The following is an 18,852-nucleotide window of genomic DNA, read 5'->3' as shown; positions in this document are numbered from 1 at the left end:
CCGCCACTGCCCACAGCGCCGCCGAGGACGATCTCTAGGAGAACCCTTAAGCCCTCCGCGCCCCGCGGCTCCCGCCTGGGACGGTCTGCGGCAGAACCTCTAGGCCGGGACCCGGGTCGCGACGCGGACGACGTCCTCGACCAGCTCCATGGTGCGCACCATGGAGCGCAACCCGGCGACCTCGTCCGCGTGGCCGGCGGTGCGGCCGGCGAGCACCGCGTCGGTGAACGAGGCGACCGCACCGAGGAACTGGTGCCCGGCGGGCAGGGTGAACTCCTCGCTGTGGTCCTGCTCGTCGACGCGCAGCACCGGCTGCCACGTCGCGGCCGGCGTGAACGCCTTGTCCAGGATCAGCCGGGCGGTGCTGCCCCACAGCGAGTACGAGGCGCCGTAGGTGTGCTCGAAGCCGAACTTGACGTCGGCGAGGACCCCGGCGGCGGACACGAGCAGCGCGTGCCCGGCCACGTCGACGCCGGTGCGGCCGTCGACGCGCAGGCTGCCGCCGACGACGGTCAGGTCGTCGCCGAGGAGCAGTTGCGCGGCGCGGATCGGGTAGACACCGGCGTCCAGGAGGCTGCCGCCGCCCAGCGCCGCGTCGTAGCGGATGTCGGTGGCCGGCAGCGGCGGGAAACAGAAGGAGCCGCTGAAGGACCGCAGCTGCCCCAGGCGGCCCTCGGCGAGCAGCCGCGCGACCGTGGCGTGCTGGGGGTGGTGCAGGAACGTGAAGTTCTCCCGCAGCAGCAGGTCCCGTTCGGTGGCGGCGCGCACGAGCTCGCGGGTGCCGGCCGCGGACGTCGCCGACGGCTTCTCCAGCAGCAGGTGCTTGCCGGCGGCGAGGACCTTCAGTCCCCACGGCACGTGCAGCGCGGTGGGCAGCGGCACGTAGACGGCGTCGACGTCGTCGCGGGCGAGCAGCTCGTCGTAGCCGGTGGCGGCGCAGCCGAACTCGGCGGCGAACGCCTTGGCCTTCTCCGGGTCGCGGCTGGCGACCGCGGTGAGCGTCGCCCCCGGGTGCGAGACCAGGGCGGGGATGCTGCGCCGCCGGGCGACGGAGGAGCAGCCGAGGACGCCGAAGCGCACCGTCCGCGACGCCATCAGGTGCCGGGCCGGACGGCGGAGACGATGTGGACGCTGCCGCCGACGAAGACGTCCTCCTGGAAGACCTTCGTGCTGTAGCCCTGCCGGTGCAGCAGCTCGACGACGGCGTCGAGGTTGCCGTCGACGGCGTGGACCTCGGCGACGACCCGGCGGACCCCGGGCCACTGCTCGGCGCGCAGGCCCCGCAGGACCGGCAGCTCGCCGCGCTCGACGTCGATCTTGAGCAGGCCGACCTCGGTGATGCCCTCGTCGTCCAGGATGTCGGCGAGGGTGCGGACCTGGACCGGGTACCGCTCGGCGCCGTCGCGGAAGTCGCGCCAGAACTGCTCGCGGGTGTCGTCGTCGACGCCGAAGTTGCTCAGCACCGCGGTCATGTTGCGCTCGTCGTCGGCGTCGTCGCTGACGATCGTCGCCATCATCGTGTGGTTGGGCAGGAACGTGAGCTCGGCGGTGCCGGGCTCCGCGCCGAGCGCGACGTCGAAGACGCGCACGCCGGGCATCAGCCGGGCCGCGTTGTCGGCGACGCACGCGTTCGTGCGGCGGGCCGGCTCGAACGCCAGGACCCGCACGCCAGGGACCTTGTCGGTGAAGTACAGGGCGGTGAGCCCGATGTGCGCGCCGACGTCGATGACGACGTCACCGTCACCGAGGTCGGCGATGCCGTCGGCGTACGGCGAGTCCTCGCTCAGGCTGGGCCAGACCAGGACGTCCTGCGGGTTGGTGACGGCGACGAGACGGCCGTCCGGCAGCTCGACGCGCTGCGGCTCATGCTGGGCTGCGGTCATGGTGTGGCACTCTCCTCAAGATGTCCGGCGGCGTGCAGCGAGTCCTCGACGCAGTCGGCCGCCGCGACGGCACCGCCGGCGGCGCGGGTCGCGTCGCGCAGCTCCAGTGCCCGCTGCCGGATCGCCGTGTCGGCGAGCATCCGCTCGATCTCGGCCCGCAGGGACTGCGTGGTGAGACCCTCTGTGGCGACGACCCGCCCGGCGCCGACCTCGGCGATCCGGTCGGCGTTCGCCTGCTCCTCCGCCATCTGCGGCACGGCCAGCATCGGCACGCCGTGGAACAGCGCCTCCATGGTGCTGCCCATCCCGGCGTGCGTGATGAACAGGTCGGCGTGCTCCAGCACGTGCAGCTGCGCGACGAACCGCCGCAGCTCCACATTGGCCGGCGGGGTGCCGAGCGCGTCGAGGTCGACACCGTCGCCGACGGCGATGACGACGTGCCCGCCGAGGTCGGCGCAGGCGTCCATGCAGGTGCGGAAGAACTGCGGGTTCTGGTTGTAGATCGTGCCGAGGGTGACCAGGATCAGCGGCCGCCGGTCGTCGGCGCGGTCCCACGTGCCGAGAAACCTGCGCTCGAACAGGCAGGGCCCGACGAAGTGGTACGTGTCGTCGAACGTCTCGCCGCGGAACTGGAACTCGCGCGGGATGAACACCACCCGGCGGGACGCGCCGTCGCCGGTCAGCAGCTGCTTCGGCGTGACGTCGGTGCCGAGCTTGCGCAGGAACCCGCCGAGGCGGGCCAGGAACAGCCACAGGCGCGGCTGCAGGACGCTGAGTTTCGTGTATCGCTCGCTCATCGACCACTGGTCGTTGGAGACGAGCATCGGCGAGACCTGCACCGCCGGGGTCTTCCACTCGGCGGCGAGCAGCCGGCCCCACCAGGCGGCGTTGTCGTAGACGACGACGTCCGGCGGGGTCGGGAACGCGGACCGCAGCACCGGCAGCAACGCCTCGGTCTCGGCGAGGCTGGCCGCCATCGCGTCCACGAGGCTCCGGCCGGAGAACTGGAAGTTGCGGAAGTCCCCGGCGTGCCGCTCGGTGTACTCCACGACGTCGGAGCTGACCTCGCCGACCCGCCCGGCGTAGTCGCCGGTGGTGGCGTAGGTGACGCGGTGGCCACGGCGCAGCAGCTCGGCGGCCAGGCCGAGGGTCGGGTTGATGTGCCCCGCGGACGGCGGGGCGAAGAACGCCACGTGCGCCACCGCTCAGCCACCGTCCCGCGTCTTGGTCCACCGGAACGTGACCAGGCACAGGACCGTGCCGAGGACGACCCACGTGATGAGCGCGACCGCGACCCAGCCGAGCTGCCAGCTGTGCGCGGCCTCGTGGGCGGCGTAGCTGTCGGGCAGGAACACCGACCGCAGGCCCTGGCACATCCACTTCAGCGGGAACACCGACGCCACCCACTGCAGCCACGGCGGCAGGTCGGTGAAGACGAGCGCGGCACCGGAGATGAACTGCAGCACGAACGCGAACGGCGCGACGACCGCGGGCGCGGACCGGCTGTTGCGGGGCAGCGACGACAACGCGATCCCGCAGAGCGCGCAGGCCGTGACCCCGAGGAGGCTGACCCAGCCGAAGGTGAGCCACGCGTCGGCGGTGCCGGGCAGGTGCGTGCCGTACAGCAGGACCGACACGGCGACGAGCACGACGGTCTCCACGACGCTGGTGACCAGCACCATGATGACCTTGCCGATGAAGTACGCCGAGCGTGGCATCGGCGTGGCGGCGATCCGCTTCAGCCCGCCGCGGTCCCGCTCGATCGCGATCGAGATCGCCAGGGTCTGGAAGCCGGTGACCATGAGCCCCGTCGCGATGATGCCGGGCACCAGGTAGTCGCTGTAGGTGACGCCGGGCGCGATCTCGCCGTCGAACATCGAGCTGAAGATGACCAGCGCGAAGACCGGGAACAGCAGGGAGAACACGACGGTCTCGGTGCCGCGGAAGAACTGCAGCAGCTCCAGCTGGCCGCGGTACAGGCCGAGCGATGCGATGCGCCGCAGCCGGGCGCGCGGAAGGCGCCGGGCCGGTGCGACGGTCAGGGCGGTCATCGTTCCTCCGTGGTCGCACTGGCGGCGGCGGTGTCGGCGCCGATCATCTGCAGGTAGACGTCCTCGAGGCTGGGCCGGTGCACGGTCAGCCCGGGCGCCTCCCCGCCGAGCCTGGCGTGCAGGTCCGCGGCGAACTTCGTGGGCGTGGTCGTGTGCACGGTCTCCGGGCCGTCGGGGCCCGTCCACGACACGACGGTCGCCTCGGTGTCGCGGCCGCCGAGGGTCTGCGGCACGCCGATGTCGAGGATGCGGCCGCCGACGATGACCGCGACCCGGTCAGCGAGGTGCTCCGCCTCCTCCAGGTAGTGCGTGGTCAGCACGATCGTGGTGCCGCCGTCGGCCAGGTCCCGGATCAGCTGCCAGAAGTCGCGGCGGCTCTGCGGGTCGAAGCCCGTCGTCGGCTCGTCCAGGAACAGCACCTCGGGCCGGCCGATGATGCCGAGCGCCACGTCGAGGCGGCGCTGCTGGCCGCCGGAGAGCTTCGAGGCACGGGCGTTGCGCTTCTCGGTCAGCCCGACCCGGTCGATGAGCTCGTCGGGGTCCTGCGCGTCGGGGTAGTAGCGGGCGAAGTGCCGCACCACCTCCCGCACGTTGAGGTCCTCGAACTCGCCCGTGGTCTGCAGCACGACGCCGATGCGGGCGCGCCATTCCTCGTTGGCCCGGAACGGGTCCTCGCCGAGGACCTTGACGGTGCCGCCGTCGCGTGGCCGGAACCCCTCCAGGATCTCCACGGTCGTGGTCTTGCCGGCGCCGTTGGGTCCGAGCACGGCGAAGATCTCGCCGCCGCGGACCTCGAAGTCGATGTCGTGCAGCGCGACCGTCTGGCCGTACAGCTTGCGCAGCCCGCGGACTTCGATCGCCGGGCCGGTGTCGTCACCGAGCGGCCGCATGGTGGTCCCCCTCATCTGTGGTGGTGCGGAGCGTCTCGCGGGCGACGTCACTGACGCCGTCGAGCGTCGGCCGGCGGATGATCCGGCCGAGCTGGGTCATGAAGGCGGCCTCGCGTCCGGCGCCGACGACGTCGCCGCACACGCCGGCGAGCATGGCGAGCAGCAGCACGGAGTCGCCGCCGAGCTGGTGGAAGTCGGCGCCGCCGTCGAGCCGTCCGGCGTCCACGTCCAGCACCCGCGCCCAGACCTTCGCAACCGCTTCCCTGACCTCGTCGCCGTCATCGGCGGCCTCATCGGTGGCCTCATCGGTGGCCAGGGCATCGCCGAGGACCGGATCCGGGAGCGCCGACAGGTCGATCTTGCCGTTGGGTGTCTGCGGGAACGCGTCCACCCGTTCGATGGAGGCCGGCAGCATGTACCGCGGCAGCGACGCCGACAGGAAGGCCCGCAGCTCGTCCGTGCTGGTGCCGGGGTCCGCGGCGACGTAGCCGCACAGGACCTTGCCGCCGCCGGACGACGCGGCGCGGGCCACGACCACGGCGCGCCGAACCTCCGGGTGCGCCTCCAGGGCCGCGGCGACCTCGGCCGGCTCGACCCGGTAGCCGGCGACCTTGACCTGGTCGTCGGCCCGGCCGAGGCACTCGATCTCGCCGCTGGGAAGGACCCGGCCGAGGTCGCCGGTGCGGTAGACGCGGGTGCCGTCGGCGAGGTGCACGAACCGCTCGCGGGTGAGGTCGGGCCGGCCCCGGTAGCCGCGGGCCAGCTGGGCGCCGCCGATGTGCAGCTCGCCGACGTCACCCTCGGCGACCGGGCGCCGGTCGGCGGCCAGGACGTGGACGGTGCAGTTCGCGGCGGGCCGCCCGATCGGCACGGTCGCCGAGTCGTAGCGGCCGGCGTGATACGGGTGCACGACGCAGCCGACGGTCGCCTCGGTCGGTCCGTAGTGGTTGAACAGGCGTGTGGCCGGCCCGAACTGGGCGCGTGCCCTGGCGGCGACGGCGGGACGCAGCGGCTCGCCGCCGACGACCAGCAGGCGGAAGCCGGCCGGCGTGACGTCGAGCCGGCCGATCAGGTCCAGGTGCGACGGGGTGAGCTTCAGCGCGTTGGCGCCGGACTCCTCCAGCAGGTGCCGCAGCGTGACGTGGCTCGGCTCGTCGGGGATCAGCACCAGGGTGCCGCCCGCGAGGGTCGAGGAGAACAGCGCCGTGTTCGGCAGGTCGAAGGCGGGCGAGGTGAACAGCGCGAAGTGGGTGTCCTCGTCGACGGCGAGGACCCGGCGGGTCCAGTCGACGTAGTTGGCGAGGGCGGCGTGCTCGATCTCGACGCCCTTCGGAGCGCCGGTCGAGCCGGACGTGTAGATGACGTACGCCAGGTCGTCGCCCGACGGTTCGGACGCGAACGGTTCGGCGCCGCCGGCCGGCAGGTCGTCGAGCACGACGGCGGTGCAGCCGTCCGGGGTCCGCGTCGCGTCGCCGGCGCGCACCAGGCACACGTTCGCCCCGGCATCGTCGAGGAGGGCGGCGATGCGGGCGTCCGGGTGCCCGGCGTCCAGCGGCAGATACGCCGCGCCGGCCTTCAGCACCCCCCACAGTCCCGTGACCGTCCACATGGAACGGTCGGCGAGGAGGCCGACCACCGCGCCGCGGCCGGCGCCGAGCTCCAGCAGCCGGGCCGCGACCACGTCGGAGCGGGCGTCGAGCTCCGCGAACGTCGTCGACCCGCCCGGCCAGCGCAGCGCCACCGCGTCCGGGCGGGCCTTGACCACCTCGGCGAACCGGTCCACGACGGTCCAGGCCGGGGCGGCGGCCGGCACCGCGCTCTGTGCGGCGCGCGGTGTCAGAGCCGACGCGACGGCGTCCAGGGCCGCTTCCATCCGTTCCCGGACGCCTGGGCCGTCCCGCCAGGTGAGGGTCAGTTCGGTGCGGCCGCCGCACTCCACCGAGTTGACCTCCGGCGAGCTGACCGCGGCGAGCAGTGGCAGCAGGTAGGCGGTCCGCGCCTCGAACGTGCCGGTGGAGTGCTCGGCGAGGTCGGCGCGGCCAAGGTGGGACAGCACCGTCGCGGACGCGTGCTTGTCCTTGCGGCCCGCCTCCATGAAGCGGATCAGGGTCCGCAGCGCGGGGACGGGCATCTTGAGCAGGTTGGGATCCAGCCGCCAGGTGACCTCGCGGCTCTCGGCCATCGCGGCGAGCAGCCGCTCGTGCAGCGCCTCCCACGGCTCACCGGCCGTGACGTCGAAGAGCTCCGTCTGCAGCAGGTTGCCGGTGGTGCGGGTCTGCGGGGCGTGCCGGCGCAGGTCGAAGGCGACCGCGAAGCGGGCCGTGTCCAGGCTGTACGCGTCGCGCAGCGCGGTCGCGACCTTCGCGGTCAGCGCCGGGTGGTAGCCGTCGACGGTGCGCCGGGCCCAGACCGTGCGGTGTCCTCCCCGGCCGGGACGACCGAGCGGCGACGGGAACCACACGTCGGGCTTGCTCTCGGCGTTGGTGATGCCGAGCCGGTCGAAGACGTCGCCGTCGGTGATGGTGCCGGTGGCGCCGAGCAGCGGCTCGCCGCGCAGGGCGCGGAACACGTCGGCGATCCACATCGACTTGCCCTTGCCGTCCATGACGGCGTGGGAGGCGCGGAACACCAGCGCCGGCCGGTCGCCGGGGCACCACAGCACCTCGCACCAGGCGCCGCCGGCGGTCGGCAGCGGGTCGTGCAGCGCGGCGAGCTCCGCGACCGGGCCACGGTGGCCGTCGATCACCCGTACACCTGGAGCGCGACCGGAGTCGACCCACCACTGGCCTTCCCGTCGCAGCCGGGTGCCGGGGTTCGCCGCCCCGGCCGCCTCGACGGCGGCGGTCAGCCCGGCGACGTCGAGGGTCCCGGCGCCTTCGACGACGGTCTGGATGACGGGCGGGATGCGGCGCGGGTGCGCGACGAACCACCAGTCGGTGGCGGACACCGCCCGCCGGTAGGTGGTGTCCGCGGGTGCCGTCACGGGTTCGCGGAGGTCCGCCGTCATCGGCCGGCTCCGCCGGTGGCGACGCTGACCAGCGCGGCGGTGAACATGGTGTCGGCGTGGCGGCGGGCCAGCAACGCGAAGGCCGCGGTGAGCACGGCCAGGTCCCAGCCAGGGAACTCGCCCTGCACCTCGGCCTGCAGCGGCCCGCTGCCGCCGGCGGGGACGGTGACGACGACCTGTACCCCGGTGCCGGTCAGCACGCCGGTGAAGCGGCTGCGGTCGCGGGTCACCTCCCACCGCGCACCCGGCAGGCCGGGGACCACGGCGGCGGTCGTGTCCAGGCGCAGCACCGGCGCCTGCTCGGGGCCGGCGCACGCCGATCGGCGGCGCATGCCGCTGCTGTGCACGGCGGTGGTGCCCGCCGCGGTGACGATCTCGCCGTGGCGCACGCGGCGGTCGGCGGCGAGGGAGCCGAGGACGGTCCCGTCGGGCCCGGTGAGTACGTAGGCACCCCTGGCGTTGTCACGGCTGAGCGTCAGTGTGGTCATGGTGCCTCCCCGGGTCGTGCTGATGGGTGGATCGGTCAGCCGGCGGCGGGCACCGCCACCGGTGCCCCGTCTCGGGCCTGGCGGGCGATGTCGCTGACCCGTTCGAGGGTCGGTTCGCGGATGATGCTGCCGAGCTCCGCCATGAACGCCCGCTCGGCGCCGGCGCCGACGACGTCGCTGCACACGCCGGCGAGCATCGCCAGCAGCTGCACGGAGTTGCCGCCGAGGTGGTGGAAGTCGGCGGCGGCGTCGAGGCGGGCCGGGTCGAGGCTGAGCGTCGTGGCCCAGACGCGGGCGACGGCCGACCGCACCTCGTCGCCGGTGCCCGCCGCCACCGGGGCGGTCACGGCGGTGCCGGCGTGCGGGTCGGGCAGCGCGGCGACGTCGACCTTGCCGTTGGCGTTGTGCGGCACGGCGTCGATGACCGTCGTCGCGCTCGGCACCATGTACCGCGGCAGGTGCCCGCCGAGGAACGCGTCCCAGTCCGCGGCCTCCGCGCCGGGCTTGAGGACCACGTAGCCGTACAGCTGCTTGTGCTCGGCGCCGGCCCGGGTCCGCGCGACGACGACGGCGGCCTGCACCGCCGGGTGCCGCTGCAGCACGTGGGCGATCTCGGCCGGCTCGATCCGGTAGCCGTTGACCTTGACCTGGTCGTCGGCGCGGCCGATGAACTCCAGCTCGCCGTCGGGGCGCACCTTGGCGAGGTCGCCGGTGCGGTAGACCCTGGTGCCGTCGGCGAGGTGCACGAACCGTTCGCGGGTGAGATCGGGGCGGTTGCGGTAGCCGCGGGCCAGCTGGGCGCCGCCGAGGTACATCTCGCCGCTCTCCCCCACGGCGACGAACCGGCGCTGCGGGTCGAGCAGGTGGATGGTGCAGTTGTCCATGGGCACGCCGATCGGCACCGCCGGGGCCGCGTCGTCGGCGGCGGTGCACTCGTGCAGGGTGAGCCCGACGGTCGCCTCCGTCGGCCCGTACATGTTGAGGACGCGGCATCCGGGTCCGAACATCGCCCGGGCCCGCGCGGCGACCGGGGAGCGCAGCTGCTCACCGACGACGACCAGGGTCGTGAACCCGGCCGGGTGCAGGTCGAGCTGGCCGATGAGGTCCAGGTGCGACGGGGTCAGCGACAGCGTGTCGGCGCCCGAGTGCTCCAGGAGGTGCCGCAGCGTGAGGTGGTTCGGCTCGTCCGGGACGAGCACCAGCGTGCCGCCGGCCAGCATCGGCGTGAACAGTGCGGTGTTGGACAGGTCGAACGCGAGGGAGGTGAACACGGCGAAGGCGGTGTCCGGGCCGCAGCCGAACCGGGTGGTGGTCCAGTCGACGTAGTTGGCGAGGGCGGCGTGCTCGATCTCCACGCCCTTCGGCCGGCCGGTCGAGCCGGACGTGTAGATGACGTACGCCAGGTCGCCGGGCGCCGGGGTGACGCCGACCGCCGGGACCCCGTCGGTGGCCAGCTCGCCGAGCAGCACGACGGTGCAGCCGGGGCCGGCGACGGACCGCTCGGCGTAGTCGTCCTGGACCAGGCAGACCCGCGCGCCGGCGTCGGTGAGCAGGCCGGCCAGGCGGGCGTCGGGGTGCTGTACGTCCAGCGGCAGGTAGGCGGCACCGGCCTTCAGCGCGCCCCACATGCCGACGACCGCCCACATCGACCGGTCGGTGAGCAGCCCGACCACGTCGCCGCGGCCGGTGCCGAGCTCCAGCAGCCGGGCCGCGACCACCTCGGAGCGGGCGTCGAGGTCGGCGAAGGTCAGCGAACCGTCCGGCCAGCGCACCGCCTCGGCGTCCGGCCGCCGCGCGACGACCTGCCGCAGGCGCTCCACGACGGTCGCCGGGTTCGCGGGCGTGGCGGTCGCGTTGGCGTCCCAGCGGCGGGCCTGCTGCGGCGACAGTGCCTCGGCGACGGCGTCGAGGACCGCGCCCATCCGTTCGGCCGCGCCGTCGCCGTCGCGCCACGTCAGGGTCAGCTCGGTGCGGCCACCGCACTCCACCAGGTTGAGGTCGGGTGGGCTCGCCGCGGTGAGCAGCGGCACCGGGTACAGGGTGCGCGCCTCGAACCCGTCGGTGCACAGCGACCCGGGCTCGATCCGGCCGAGGTGCGCCAGGACGGTGGCGGAGGCGTAGCGGCGCTTGTCCGGCGGGCTCTTCTCCATCGTCCTGACCAGCGTCCGCAGGATCGGCCGGGGCAGCTTCAGCAGCCCCGAGTCGATGCGCCCGCTGACCTCACGGCCCTCGGCCATCGCGGTGAGGACCCGCTCGTGGAACGCCTCCCACGGCTCGCCGGCGGTGCAGTCGAACAGCTCGACCTGCGACAGGTTGCCGGTGCTGCGGACGCCGGGCACGTGCCGGCGCATGTCGAACGCGACGGCGAAGCGGGCCGCGGGCAGCTCGTAGGCGGTGGTGAGCGCGGCGGCGACCTGCGCGACGAGACCGCGGTGGTAGCCGTCGACGGTGCGCCGGGCCCAGGCGGTGCGCTTCGGGCCGGCCGGCTGGCCGAGGGGCGACGTCCACTCGATCTTCGGGTTGGGCGGCTTCTCCGCCGGCGCCGGGAAGCGGTCGAAGATGTCGTCCTCGGTGAGGTCGTCGGGGGCGCCGAGCGGCGCCTCGCCGCGCAGCGCCCGGAACACGTCGGCGATCCACAGCGCCATCCCGGGCCAGTCCATGACGGCGTGGGAGGCGCGGAACACGACGGCGGCCGGGTCGCCGGGGCAGTACAGCACCTCGCACCAGGCGCCGTCGGGCGTCGGCAGCGGGTCGTGCAGCGCGTCGACTCCGGCGACGCCGATCCCGTCGGTGCGGCCCTCGACCACCCGGACCCGCGGCGGGGTGCCGCCGGCGAGCCATGCCTTGCGGGTGTACCGCAGTGCCGTGTCGGGGCAGGCTGCGGCGACCGTGGTGACGGCGGCCCGCAGGGCGTCGGCGTCGATCGACCCGGCGCCTTCGACGACGGTCTGGATGACCGGCGAGATCGTGTCGGGGTGCGCGAGCCACCACCGGTCGCTGGCGGACACCGGCTTCCGCGCCGTGCGGCCCCGGCGACCCGCTGACCGCAGGCGTCCCCGGGCGGGCTCCCCGTCGGTCGCGCTGGGAACCTTCATGCTCATCACAGTCCTCGCCTCGGTCCGCCGCGCCGCCGGTTCCGTCCGTTTCTAACACCGTCCGAGCTGGTGGATTCCTTAGAGCAGGCCCGGATGCGGGGTCAAGACTGTGAAGACGACCAGTAGTGCTGTGCATCCGCTGCCATGCCACCGCCTTCGTCGTAGCGTGCGATCGGCGTGGTGGAGCCGGTCGCCGCGCCCATGCCCTGCAGCCGTGCGGCCGCGGGCCCAGGAGGTGGCGCATGAATCGACTATCTTCACTGCTTGACCGGAGCCGGGACCACGCCGGAGCCGGCGGCGGCCAGTCGCTCGCCGAGCGGTTCACCGCGTCGGCGAACGCCGAGGGCCGCTTCCTGACCGCCGAGCAGTGCCTGCAGTGGCTGGCCGAGCAGCGGGAACTGCAGGCGTACGCCGTGGAACGCGTCCCCTTCGACAAGCTGCAGGGCTGGCGCTTCGCCGACGACACCGGCAACCTGGTGCACCACAGTGGACGGTTCTTCACCATCGAGGGCCTCGAGGTCGGCCTGCGGCCGTTCCGGGTGCCGACGTGGACGCAGCCGATCATCGTGCAGCGCGAGATCGGCATCCTCGGCATCCTGGTCAAGGAGTTCGACGGCGTCCTGCACTGCCTGATGCAGGCCAAGATGGAGCCCGGCAACCGCAACCTGGTGCAGCTGTCCCCGACCGTCCAGGCGACCCGCAGCAACTACATGCGGGTGCACCAGGGCCGGGCGATCCCCTACCTGGAACACTTCGTCGCGCCCCGGCGCGGGCGGGTCGTCGCCGACTCGCTGCAGTCGGAGCAGGGCGGCTGGTTCCTGCACAAGCGCAACCGCAACATCGTCGTGGAGGCCGAGGACGACGTCGAGGTCCTGCCCGGCTTCTGCTGGATGACCGTCGGCCAGGTGCAGGAGCTGCTGCGGCTGGACGACGTCGTCAACATGGACGCCCGGACCGTGCTGTCCATCATGCCGTTCGCCCGGCCCAGCGGCACCGAGGGCACCGGCGGCGAGGACCCGTTCCGCGCCGCGCTGATCCGCTCCTTGGACCCGGAGGCGTCGACCGTGCACACGGTGACCGACGCGATCAGCTGGCTGACGGAGAACAAGGCCCGCTTCGAGCTGACCCAGCGCCGCATCCCGCTGCTGGACACCGCCGGCTGGCACCGCGGCGCAGACGAGATCTCCCACGTCAACGGCGGCTACTTCAGCATCGTCGGCGTCGACGTGCGGGCCAGGGACCGCGAGGTCGGCGCCTGGATGCAGCCGCTGCTGCGCCCCGCGGCGCCGGGACGGCTGGTGTTCCTGGTCCGGCGGATCGACGGCGTGCTGCACGTGCTGCTGCAGGCCCGGCCGGCCGCCGGCGCGCTGGACATCGTGGAGGCCGCGCCGACGCTGCACTGCACGCCGCAGACGTTCCGGACGCTGCCGACCGCGCACCGGCCCCAGTTCCTGGACTACGTGCTGGACGCGCCGCAGCGGCAGATCCGCTTCGACACGTGGCTGTCGGAGGAGGGCGGCCGCTTCCTGCACGCCCTCAACCGCTACCAGATCATCGAGGTCGAGGACACGTTCCCGGCGACACCGCCGCCGAACTTCATGTGGCTCACCGTCCACCAGCTGATGACGCTGCTGCGCTTCGGCAACTGCCTCAACGTCGAGGCCCGCAGCCTCCTCGCGTGCCTGCACACCCTGTGGTGAAGGAACCCGCGGTCCCGGGCGTCTTCGAGGGTCCTGCACACCCTGTGGTGAAGGCGGCACCCGCCGTCCTCGGCATCCTCGGGGGCATGGGGCCGCTCGCCTCGGCGGCCTTCCTGCAGACCGTCTACGAGGTCGCGGTCGAGCAGGTCGCGCCGGCGGCGGAGCAGCAGCTGCCGCGCTGCCTGCTCGACTCGGACCCGGCGATGCCGGACCGGACCGAGGCTATCCTGTCCGGCCGCACCGAGGAGCTGACCCGGCTGGTCTCCGACCGCATCGAGGCCCTCGTGCGGCTCGGCGCGACCCGGGTGGTGATGACCTGCGTCACCGCCCACCACCTGGTCGACCGGCTCGCCCCGGACCTGCGGGACCGGCTGATCTCCGTCGTCGACGCGGTCTTCGCCGAGCTGGACGTGGCCGGTGAGGGACGCTTCCTGATGCTGGCCACGACCGGCACCCGCAAGGTGCGCACCTTCGAGCGTTCGCCGCACTGGGCGGCGGTCGCGGACCGGGTCGTGCTGCCACCGCCGGACGCCCAGGACGAGATCCACTACCTGCTCTACCGGCTGAAACGCGAACCGGTCAGCGCCGCGCTGGCGCAACGGTTCCAGCGCCTGGCGGACCGCTTCGACTGCCAGGGCGTCGTCGCCGGCTGCACCGAGATGCACCTGGTCACCCGCTGGGCGCGGACGCACGGCGGGGGCCCGGTCGTGCTCGATCCCCTGCTCGGCATCGCCACCGGCCTGAGGAAACTGACGGACGACGAGGAGACTGACTGATGTTGCCCACCGCTTCGCAATACTGGCGGGACCTCCTGCAGGACTTCGAGGAGCCGACCAGGCTGACGCCGCAGCGCTCAGCGCACCGGCCCGCCGGGACGGTGCACGCCGCGACGATCGGCTGGGACCCCGCGCAGACCGCCGCGCTCACCACCGTCGCGGACCGCACCGGCGTGCGCGTGCAGGACGTGGTCGTGGCCGCGTGGGGCCTGCTGCTGGCCGTGCGGTCCGGCACCGACGACGTCGTGCACGGCGTGCTCGTCGACGGCGACACCACCGACGCGGTGCCGGTGCGGGTCCGGCCCGTCCCGGCGCGGCTGCTGTCGGCACACCTGCGCGACGCGGCCGAGCAGTACACCACCAATGTCCGGCACGCCGGGCTCCCCGCGGACCAGCTCGCCGACGCGTCCGGGGTCCCCGACGACGCCCCGCTGTATGACACCCTCGTGCGCTGCGGCGCCCCCGTCCCGGATCCGGCCGACCTGGTGCAGCTGCAGGTCGACCTGGACGGCGAGGGTGCGCGGCTGCGGCTGAGCGCGCCCGCCGACCTGCTCACCGAGGCCGACGTGCGGCTGCTGCTGGTGCACGCCAGCCAGCTCCTCGCCGCGATCGCCGCCGCGCCGGTCACCGCGCGGCTGCGGGACGTCGGCCCGCAGTCAGGGTTCGAGCAGCACCGCGCGATCCGGCAGTGGAACGCCACGGACACCGCCCGCGAGCCCGGCCGCTGCATCCACGAGCTGTTCGAGCGGCAGGCCGCCGTGACACCCGACGCGGTCGCCGTGCTCCAGGGCGCCGACCGGCTGACCTACGCGGAGCTCGACGCCGCCGCCGGCCGCCTCGCGCGCCGCCTGGCCGCGGCCGGGGTCGGCCCCGGCGACCATGTCGCCCTGCACCTGTCCCGGACGGTGCAGACGGTCGTGGCGCTGCTCGGCGTGCTGAAGGCCGGCGCCGCCTACACCCCCGTCGACCCGGCGCAGCCGGTGGAGCGCATCCGGGGCCTGCTGCAGACGCTGCGGGTGCCGGTGGTGCTGACCGATCCCGGTGCGCTGGCGACCGTGCACGCCGTCACCGAGGCGGTGCCGACCGTCCGTGAGGTGCTGTGGCTCGGAGCGCCCGGTCTCGGCCCCGTCGAGAGCTGGGGCATGGCGGAGACCCAGGCCGCGCCGCGAAGGGCCCGCGACACCGACGTCGCCTACGTCATCTTCACGTCCGGCTCGACCGGCACCCCCAAGGGTGTCGTGCTGACGCACGCCCCGGTGGTCAACCTCATCGACTGGGTCAACGAGACGCAGGCGATGGGCCCCGCCGACCGGGTCCTGTTCATCACCTCGCTGGGTTTCGATCTGTCGGTGTACGACGTGTTCGGCGTCCTCGCCGCAGGCGGCAGCATCCGGGTCGCCTCCGACGCCGAGGTGCGCGACCCGCAACGGCTGCTGTCCATCCTGGACAGTGAGCCGATCACCTTCTGGGACTCCGCGCCGGCCGCCCTGCAGCAGCTGGAGCCGCTGTTCGCGCTGCGCTCGGCGAGCTCCGAGAGCCGGCTGCGCCTGGTGTTCCTCAGCGGCGACTGGGTGCCGCTGACCCTGCCGGACGCCGTCCGCGGCGCGTTCCCCGGCTGCGAGGTCGTCGCGCTGGGCGGGGCGACCGAGGCCGCGATCTGGTCCAACTCGTTCCCCGTCGGCACCGTCGACCCGGCGTGGACGAGCGTGCCCTACGGCCGCCCGATCGCCAACGCCCACTACTACGTGCTGGACGCCGCGCTGCGCCCCGCACCGGTCGGCGCCCCCGGCGACCTGTACATCGGCGGCGACTGCCTGGCGCTCGGCTACCACGGCGACGCCGAGCTCACCGCGGCGAAGTTCGTCCCCGACCACCTGTCGGGGCGGCCCGGCGCGCGGCTCTACCGCACCGGCGACCGGGCCAGGTACTGGGCGGACGGCACCATCGAGTTCCTCGGCCGGCAGGACCAGCAGGTCAAGGTCCGCGGCTTCCGCATCGAGCTCGGCGAGGTCGAGGCGGCCCTGGCGACGCTGCCCGGGATCGCGACCGCCGTCGCCACCGTCCACGGCGCCCGCGCCGGTGCGCAGCTCGTCGCCTACGTGGTGCCGGAGCCGGGCGTCTACCCGGACCCGCGCGACGTCCGCGAGCACGTCGCCACCCTGCTGCCCGCGTACATGGTGCCGGCGCACGTGATCACCCTCGACGAGCTGCCGGTGACCGCCAACGGCAAACTGGACCGGCGGGCCCTGCCCGAGCCCGGCGACGACGGGCCGGCCCGGCCCCCGTACGTGGCGCCGTCGACGGCGGCGGAGAAGGCGATCGCCGCGACCTGGGCGGAGCTGCTCGAGGTCGACCAGGTCGGCCTCGACGACAACTTCTTCGACCTCGGCGGGCACTCACTGCTCATCACCCAGCTCATCGCCCGCATGAAGGCGACCCTGGAGATCGACGTGCCGGTCCGCGCGGTCCTCGACCACCAGACCGCCGGCGCGTTCGCCGCGGTGGTGGAGGCGGCGCTGATCGCCGAGCTGACCGCAACCGTGGAAGACGACGCCGCCGTCGCGGCGGTCTGAGGAGGATCCCCGAGATGAACGACGCGTTCCGGGTCGTGCGCAACGACGAGGAGCAGTACTCCATCATGCCCTCGGACATGATGAACCCTCCGGGCTGGCGCGACGAGGGCACGATCGGCACCCGCGCCGCCTGCCTCGCCCGCATCGGCGAGGTGTGGACCGACCTGCGGCCGCGGAGCCTGCGCGAGTCCGTGGCAGCACGCACCGCCTGAGCACGCCGAAAGGGCCGGCACCACCCGGAGGTCGGGGGGGTGCCGGCCCTTTCGTCGTGCGCCGGTGCGGTCAGTCCGAGGGGGTGACGGATCGGTCCCGGGCACTGATCAGGGCGGTGCGCAGCGTCGCGGACACAGCGCGCGCCTGCGCGAGGGCGTCCTCGATCCGGCCGATCCGCCCGGCGGTGCCGCTGCACCTGGCGACCTGCACGAGGCCGCGCAACTCGTCCAGGAGCTGGGCGACGTGGCGCAGGGCCGCATCGTCCAAGGAGCCCAGGGAGTCCAGGGATTCCATGGAGTCCGGCGACGGCACCGCCGGCAGGAGCGCGGGCGGCGCGGTCACGTGGCCCGCCGGTACAGCGTGCCCTCTTCCCACACCATGTCGACCTTGTCCCAGCCGATCGCGGTGGCGACGTCGGGGAAGAAGCCGCTGCCGTTGAAGTTGGCACTCGTGTTGCACAGCACCGGGACGCCGCTGACCTTGTGGTACGCCCGCAGGATCTCGGTGAGGTCGGGGTCCTGCGCCGGGCTGACGGTCTGCAGCCGGGCGGTGCCGTCCAGGTGCAGCACGGCCGGGATGCGGTCGACCCACGCGGGCCGCACATCGTGCTCGAACAGCATGTACGGGTCGGGGGTGCCCGGCGAGAAGATCTCCGGGGCGTGCTCCTCCAGGCAGATCGGCGCCACCGGGCGGAACGGCTCGCGCCGCTTGATGTCGTTGAGCTTGTCCTTCATCGCCGCGTCGACCGGGGCGGCGAGGATGCTGCGGCCGCCGAGGGCGCGCGGGCCGAGCTCGGCGCGACCGTTGAGGACCACCACCGGCGCACCGGTCGTGTGCAGCAGCCGGCCCAGCTCCGCCGGCGTGCACGGGGACGCGGACCAGCCGGCCGGGATCTGCGGCGTCGGCTGCAGGCGCGGGCCGGAGCGCACGTGCCAGTCGATGGCGCGCAGTCCCCCGGTGACGCCGAGGTGCGCGCACGCGGTCCCGATCGCCGAGCCCGAGTCGTCCGGGAACGGCGGCACCCACATGGCACGGATCATCGGGTGGCCGCGCAACGCGCTGTTCCACTTGATGTTCAACGCGCAGCCGCCGGCGAAGCACAGGTTCCAGGGCGCGTCGCCCTTCCACGCCCGGATCTTCGCCGTGACCCGCTCCATCAGCAGTTCCTCGAGGAACGCGTGGACGGTGGCGAGCACGTCGTCGTCGCCGACGCCGATGCGCTCGACGTCGGCGGCGACGTCGGTCAGGAACGCGTGGACGTAGCCGTGCGACGGCTCGCCGTTGCTGCCGCAGCCGATGATGGCCGCGCGGTACTCGCGGACCCGCTCGGTGTCGGCCTCGAAGTGCTCGCGGAACCGCTCGGCGAGGATGCCCTTCACGGCGTCGTTCGGCTTGCCGTAGGCGATGTACGCCATCAGCTTGCCGGCCACCGACAGGTCGTCGACGTTGCGGGACTTGTCCCGCCGCGCGTAGGGACCCCAGTGCTGCGACGCCATCGAATACGTGTGGCCGATCAGCGGGAAGACCTCACCGCCGGGCTCGATGCGGCCCTGGCCGTCCACGCAGTACAGCCGGGGGAAGCAGCCGCCGTCCCAGACGAGCACCATCGACGGCTCCTGCCGGACGGCGAACGGGCTGGTGCTGTAGGCGACCGACAGGTGGCTGGCGACGTGCACGAAGCTGGTGAACGGCCGCACTGTGCCGTCGATGTTGAGCTCACCGCGGTGGGCGGGGCGCCCCGGGTCGGGCACCGCGGGCGTCTCCCGGTAGGGCGCGACGGTGAGGTCGACGGTCCCGGCGACGGTCTGCACCTTGATCTGGCCGTTGTGGGCGCCGTCCCAGCCGTCGACGACCCAGTGGTCCACGTCGGACGTCTTGTAGCCGTAGTCGGCGAGGATCCGGGGCACCAGCTGCAGGTCGTCGAAGTTGCTGTATCGGGAGTTGTTGTCGAGCTTCTGCATCTCGATGTTGAACTCGAGCCGGTCGCCGTCGATCAGGGCGATCCCGCCGCTCTGGGTGAATTTGAGCCCGGCTGTGATCACGTAGGCCTCCTGTGCCGTGCCGCTCGGTGCGTGTCGTCTGGGAAAGTTCGCCCGGCGTGCGGCACCGCCGACGCTGACCATTGGACCGGCTCCGAGCTTGGGAAATTGCTAAGCCACGGGGTGGGCCGGCGCCG

Annotated in this window: 14 protein-coding genes; 4 read left to right on the top strand and 10 right to left on the bottom strand. The window is 73.4% G+C overall.

Features of this window, described 5'->3' with window-relative positions; genetic code table 11:
• Positions 1 to 99 precede the first annotated feature (99 nt).
• From ABZS58_RS34005 to ABZS58_RS33970, 8 genes are read right to left on the bottom strand one after another with little or no spacing between them, the layout of a single operon-like run.
• Positions 100 to 1,095: a Gfo/Idh/MocA family oxidoreductase gene (locus ABZS58_RS34005; RefSeq protein WP_354787350.1), complete on the bottom strand. Its 996-nt coding sequence runs from the start codon at positions 1,093 to 1,095 to the stop codon at positions 100 to 102.
• The gene (locus ABZS58_RS34000; protein WP_354787349.1) at positions 1,095 to 1,883 is read right to left on the bottom strand and encodes an FkbM family methyltransferase; all 789 of its coding nucleotides are present in this window, start codon (positions 1,881 to 1,883) and stop codon (positions 1,095 to 1,097) included. Before ABZS58_RS34000 ends, ABZS58_RS34005 begins: the two co-directional genes overlap by 1 nt.
• Positions 1,880 to 3,085 (bottom strand): macrolide family glycosyltransferase, encoded by a 1,206-nt coding sequence (locus ABZS58_RS33995; protein WP_354787348.1) that lies wholly within the window; start codon positions 3,083 to 3,085, stop codon positions 1,880 to 1,882. Before ABZS58_RS33995 ends, ABZS58_RS34000 begins: the two co-directional genes overlap by 4 nt.
• Positions 3,086 to 3,088: 3 nt before the next feature.
• Complete coding sequence (locus ABZS58_RS33990) at positions 3,089 to 3,934, bottom strand: ABC transporter permease (protein ID WP_354787347.1); 846 nt, start codon at positions 3,932 to 3,934, stop codon at positions 3,089 to 3,091.
• On the bottom strand, positions 3,931 to 4,824 hold the full coding sequence (locus ABZS58_RS33985; RefSeq protein WP_354787346.1) for an ABC transporter ATP-binding protein: 894 nt from the start codon (positions 4,822 to 4,824) through the stop codon (positions 3,931 to 3,933). Before ABZS58_RS33985 ends, ABZS58_RS33990 begins: the two co-directional genes overlap by 4 nt.
• Positions 4,808 to 7,831: a non-ribosomal peptide synthetase gene (locus ABZS58_RS33980; protein WP_354787345.1), complete on the bottom strand. Its 3,024-nt coding sequence runs from the start codon at positions 7,829 to 7,831 to the stop codon at positions 4,808 to 4,810. Before ABZS58_RS33980 ends, ABZS58_RS33985 begins: the two co-directional genes overlap by 17 nt.
• Positions 7,828 to 8,319, bottom strand: coding sequence for a hypothetical protein (locus ABZS58_RS33975; RefSeq protein ID WP_354787344.1), 492 nt, complete (start codon positions 8,317 to 8,319; stop codon positions 7,828 to 7,830). Before ABZS58_RS33975 ends, ABZS58_RS33980 begins: the two co-directional genes overlap by 4 nt.
• Before the next feature lie 35 nt (positions 8,320 to 8,354).
• Entirely contained in the window at positions 8,355 to 11,414 is a 3,060-nt protein-coding gene (locus ABZS58_RS33970; protein WP_354787343.1) for a non-ribosomal peptide synthetase, read from the bottom strand.
• Between the two features lie 242 nt (positions 11,415 to 11,656).
• Here ABZS58_RS33970 and ABZS58_RS33965 point away from each other — a divergent pair, with 242 nt between their 5' ends.
• From ABZS58_RS33965 to ABZS58_RS33950, 4 genes are read left to right on the top strand one after another with little or no spacing between them, the layout of a single operon-like run.
• Positions 11,657 to 13,114, top strand: a complete 1,458-nt coding sequence (locus ABZS58_RS33965) for an NDP-hexose 2,3-dehydratase family protein (protein WP_354787342.1) — start codon at positions 11,657 to 11,659, stop codon at positions 13,112 to 13,114.
• A complete protein-coding gene (locus ABZS58_RS33960) occupies positions 13,093 to 13,890 on the top strand; it encodes an aspartate/glutamate racemase family protein (RefSeq protein WP_354787341.1) in 798 nt (265 codons plus the stop codon). Before ABZS58_RS33965 ends, ABZS58_RS33960 begins: the two co-directional genes overlap by 22 nt.
• Positions 13,890 to 16,463, top strand: coding sequence for an amino acid adenylation domain-containing protein (locus ABZS58_RS33955; protein WP_354787340.1), 2,574 nt, complete (start codon positions 13,890 to 13,892; stop codon positions 16,461 to 16,463). Before ABZS58_RS33960 ends, ABZS58_RS33955 begins: the two co-directional genes overlap by 1 nt.
• Before the next feature lie 14 nt (positions 16,464 to 16,477).
• On the top strand, positions 16,478 to 16,675 hold the full coding sequence (locus ABZS58_RS33950; protein ID WP_354787339.1) for an MbtH family NRPS accessory protein: 198 nt from the start codon (positions 16,478 to 16,480) through the stop codon (positions 16,673 to 16,675).
• Between the two features lie 70 nt (positions 16,676 to 16,745).
• On the opposite strand, the gene ABZS58_RS33945 is transcribed toward ABZS58_RS33950, so the two are convergent.
• Together ABZS58_RS33945 and ABZS58_RS33940 are read right to left on the bottom strand one after the other, a co-directional pair.
• Positions 16,746 to 17,018: a hypothetical protein gene (locus ABZS58_RS33945; RefSeq protein ID WP_354787338.1), complete on the bottom strand. Its 273-nt coding sequence runs from the start codon at positions 17,016 to 17,018 to the stop codon at positions 16,746 to 16,748.
• On the bottom strand, positions 17,015 to 18,718 hold the full coding sequence (locus tag ABZS58_RS33940; RefSeq protein ID WP_354787337.1) for a carbamoyltransferase N-terminal domain-containing protein: 1,704 nt from the start codon (positions 18,716 to 18,718) through the stop codon (positions 17,015 to 17,017). Before ABZS58_RS33940 ends, ABZS58_RS33945 begins: the two co-directional genes overlap by 4 nt.
• Positions 18,719 to 18,852 lie beyond the last annotated feature (134 nt).

The organism is Dactylosporangium sp. NPDC005555 (genome assembly GCF_040605635.1).
Lineage (GTDB): Bacteria > Actinomycetota > Actinomycetes > Mycobacteriales > Micromonosporaceae > Dactylosporangium.
This window is presented reverse-complemented; position numbering and strand designations above follow the sequence as displayed.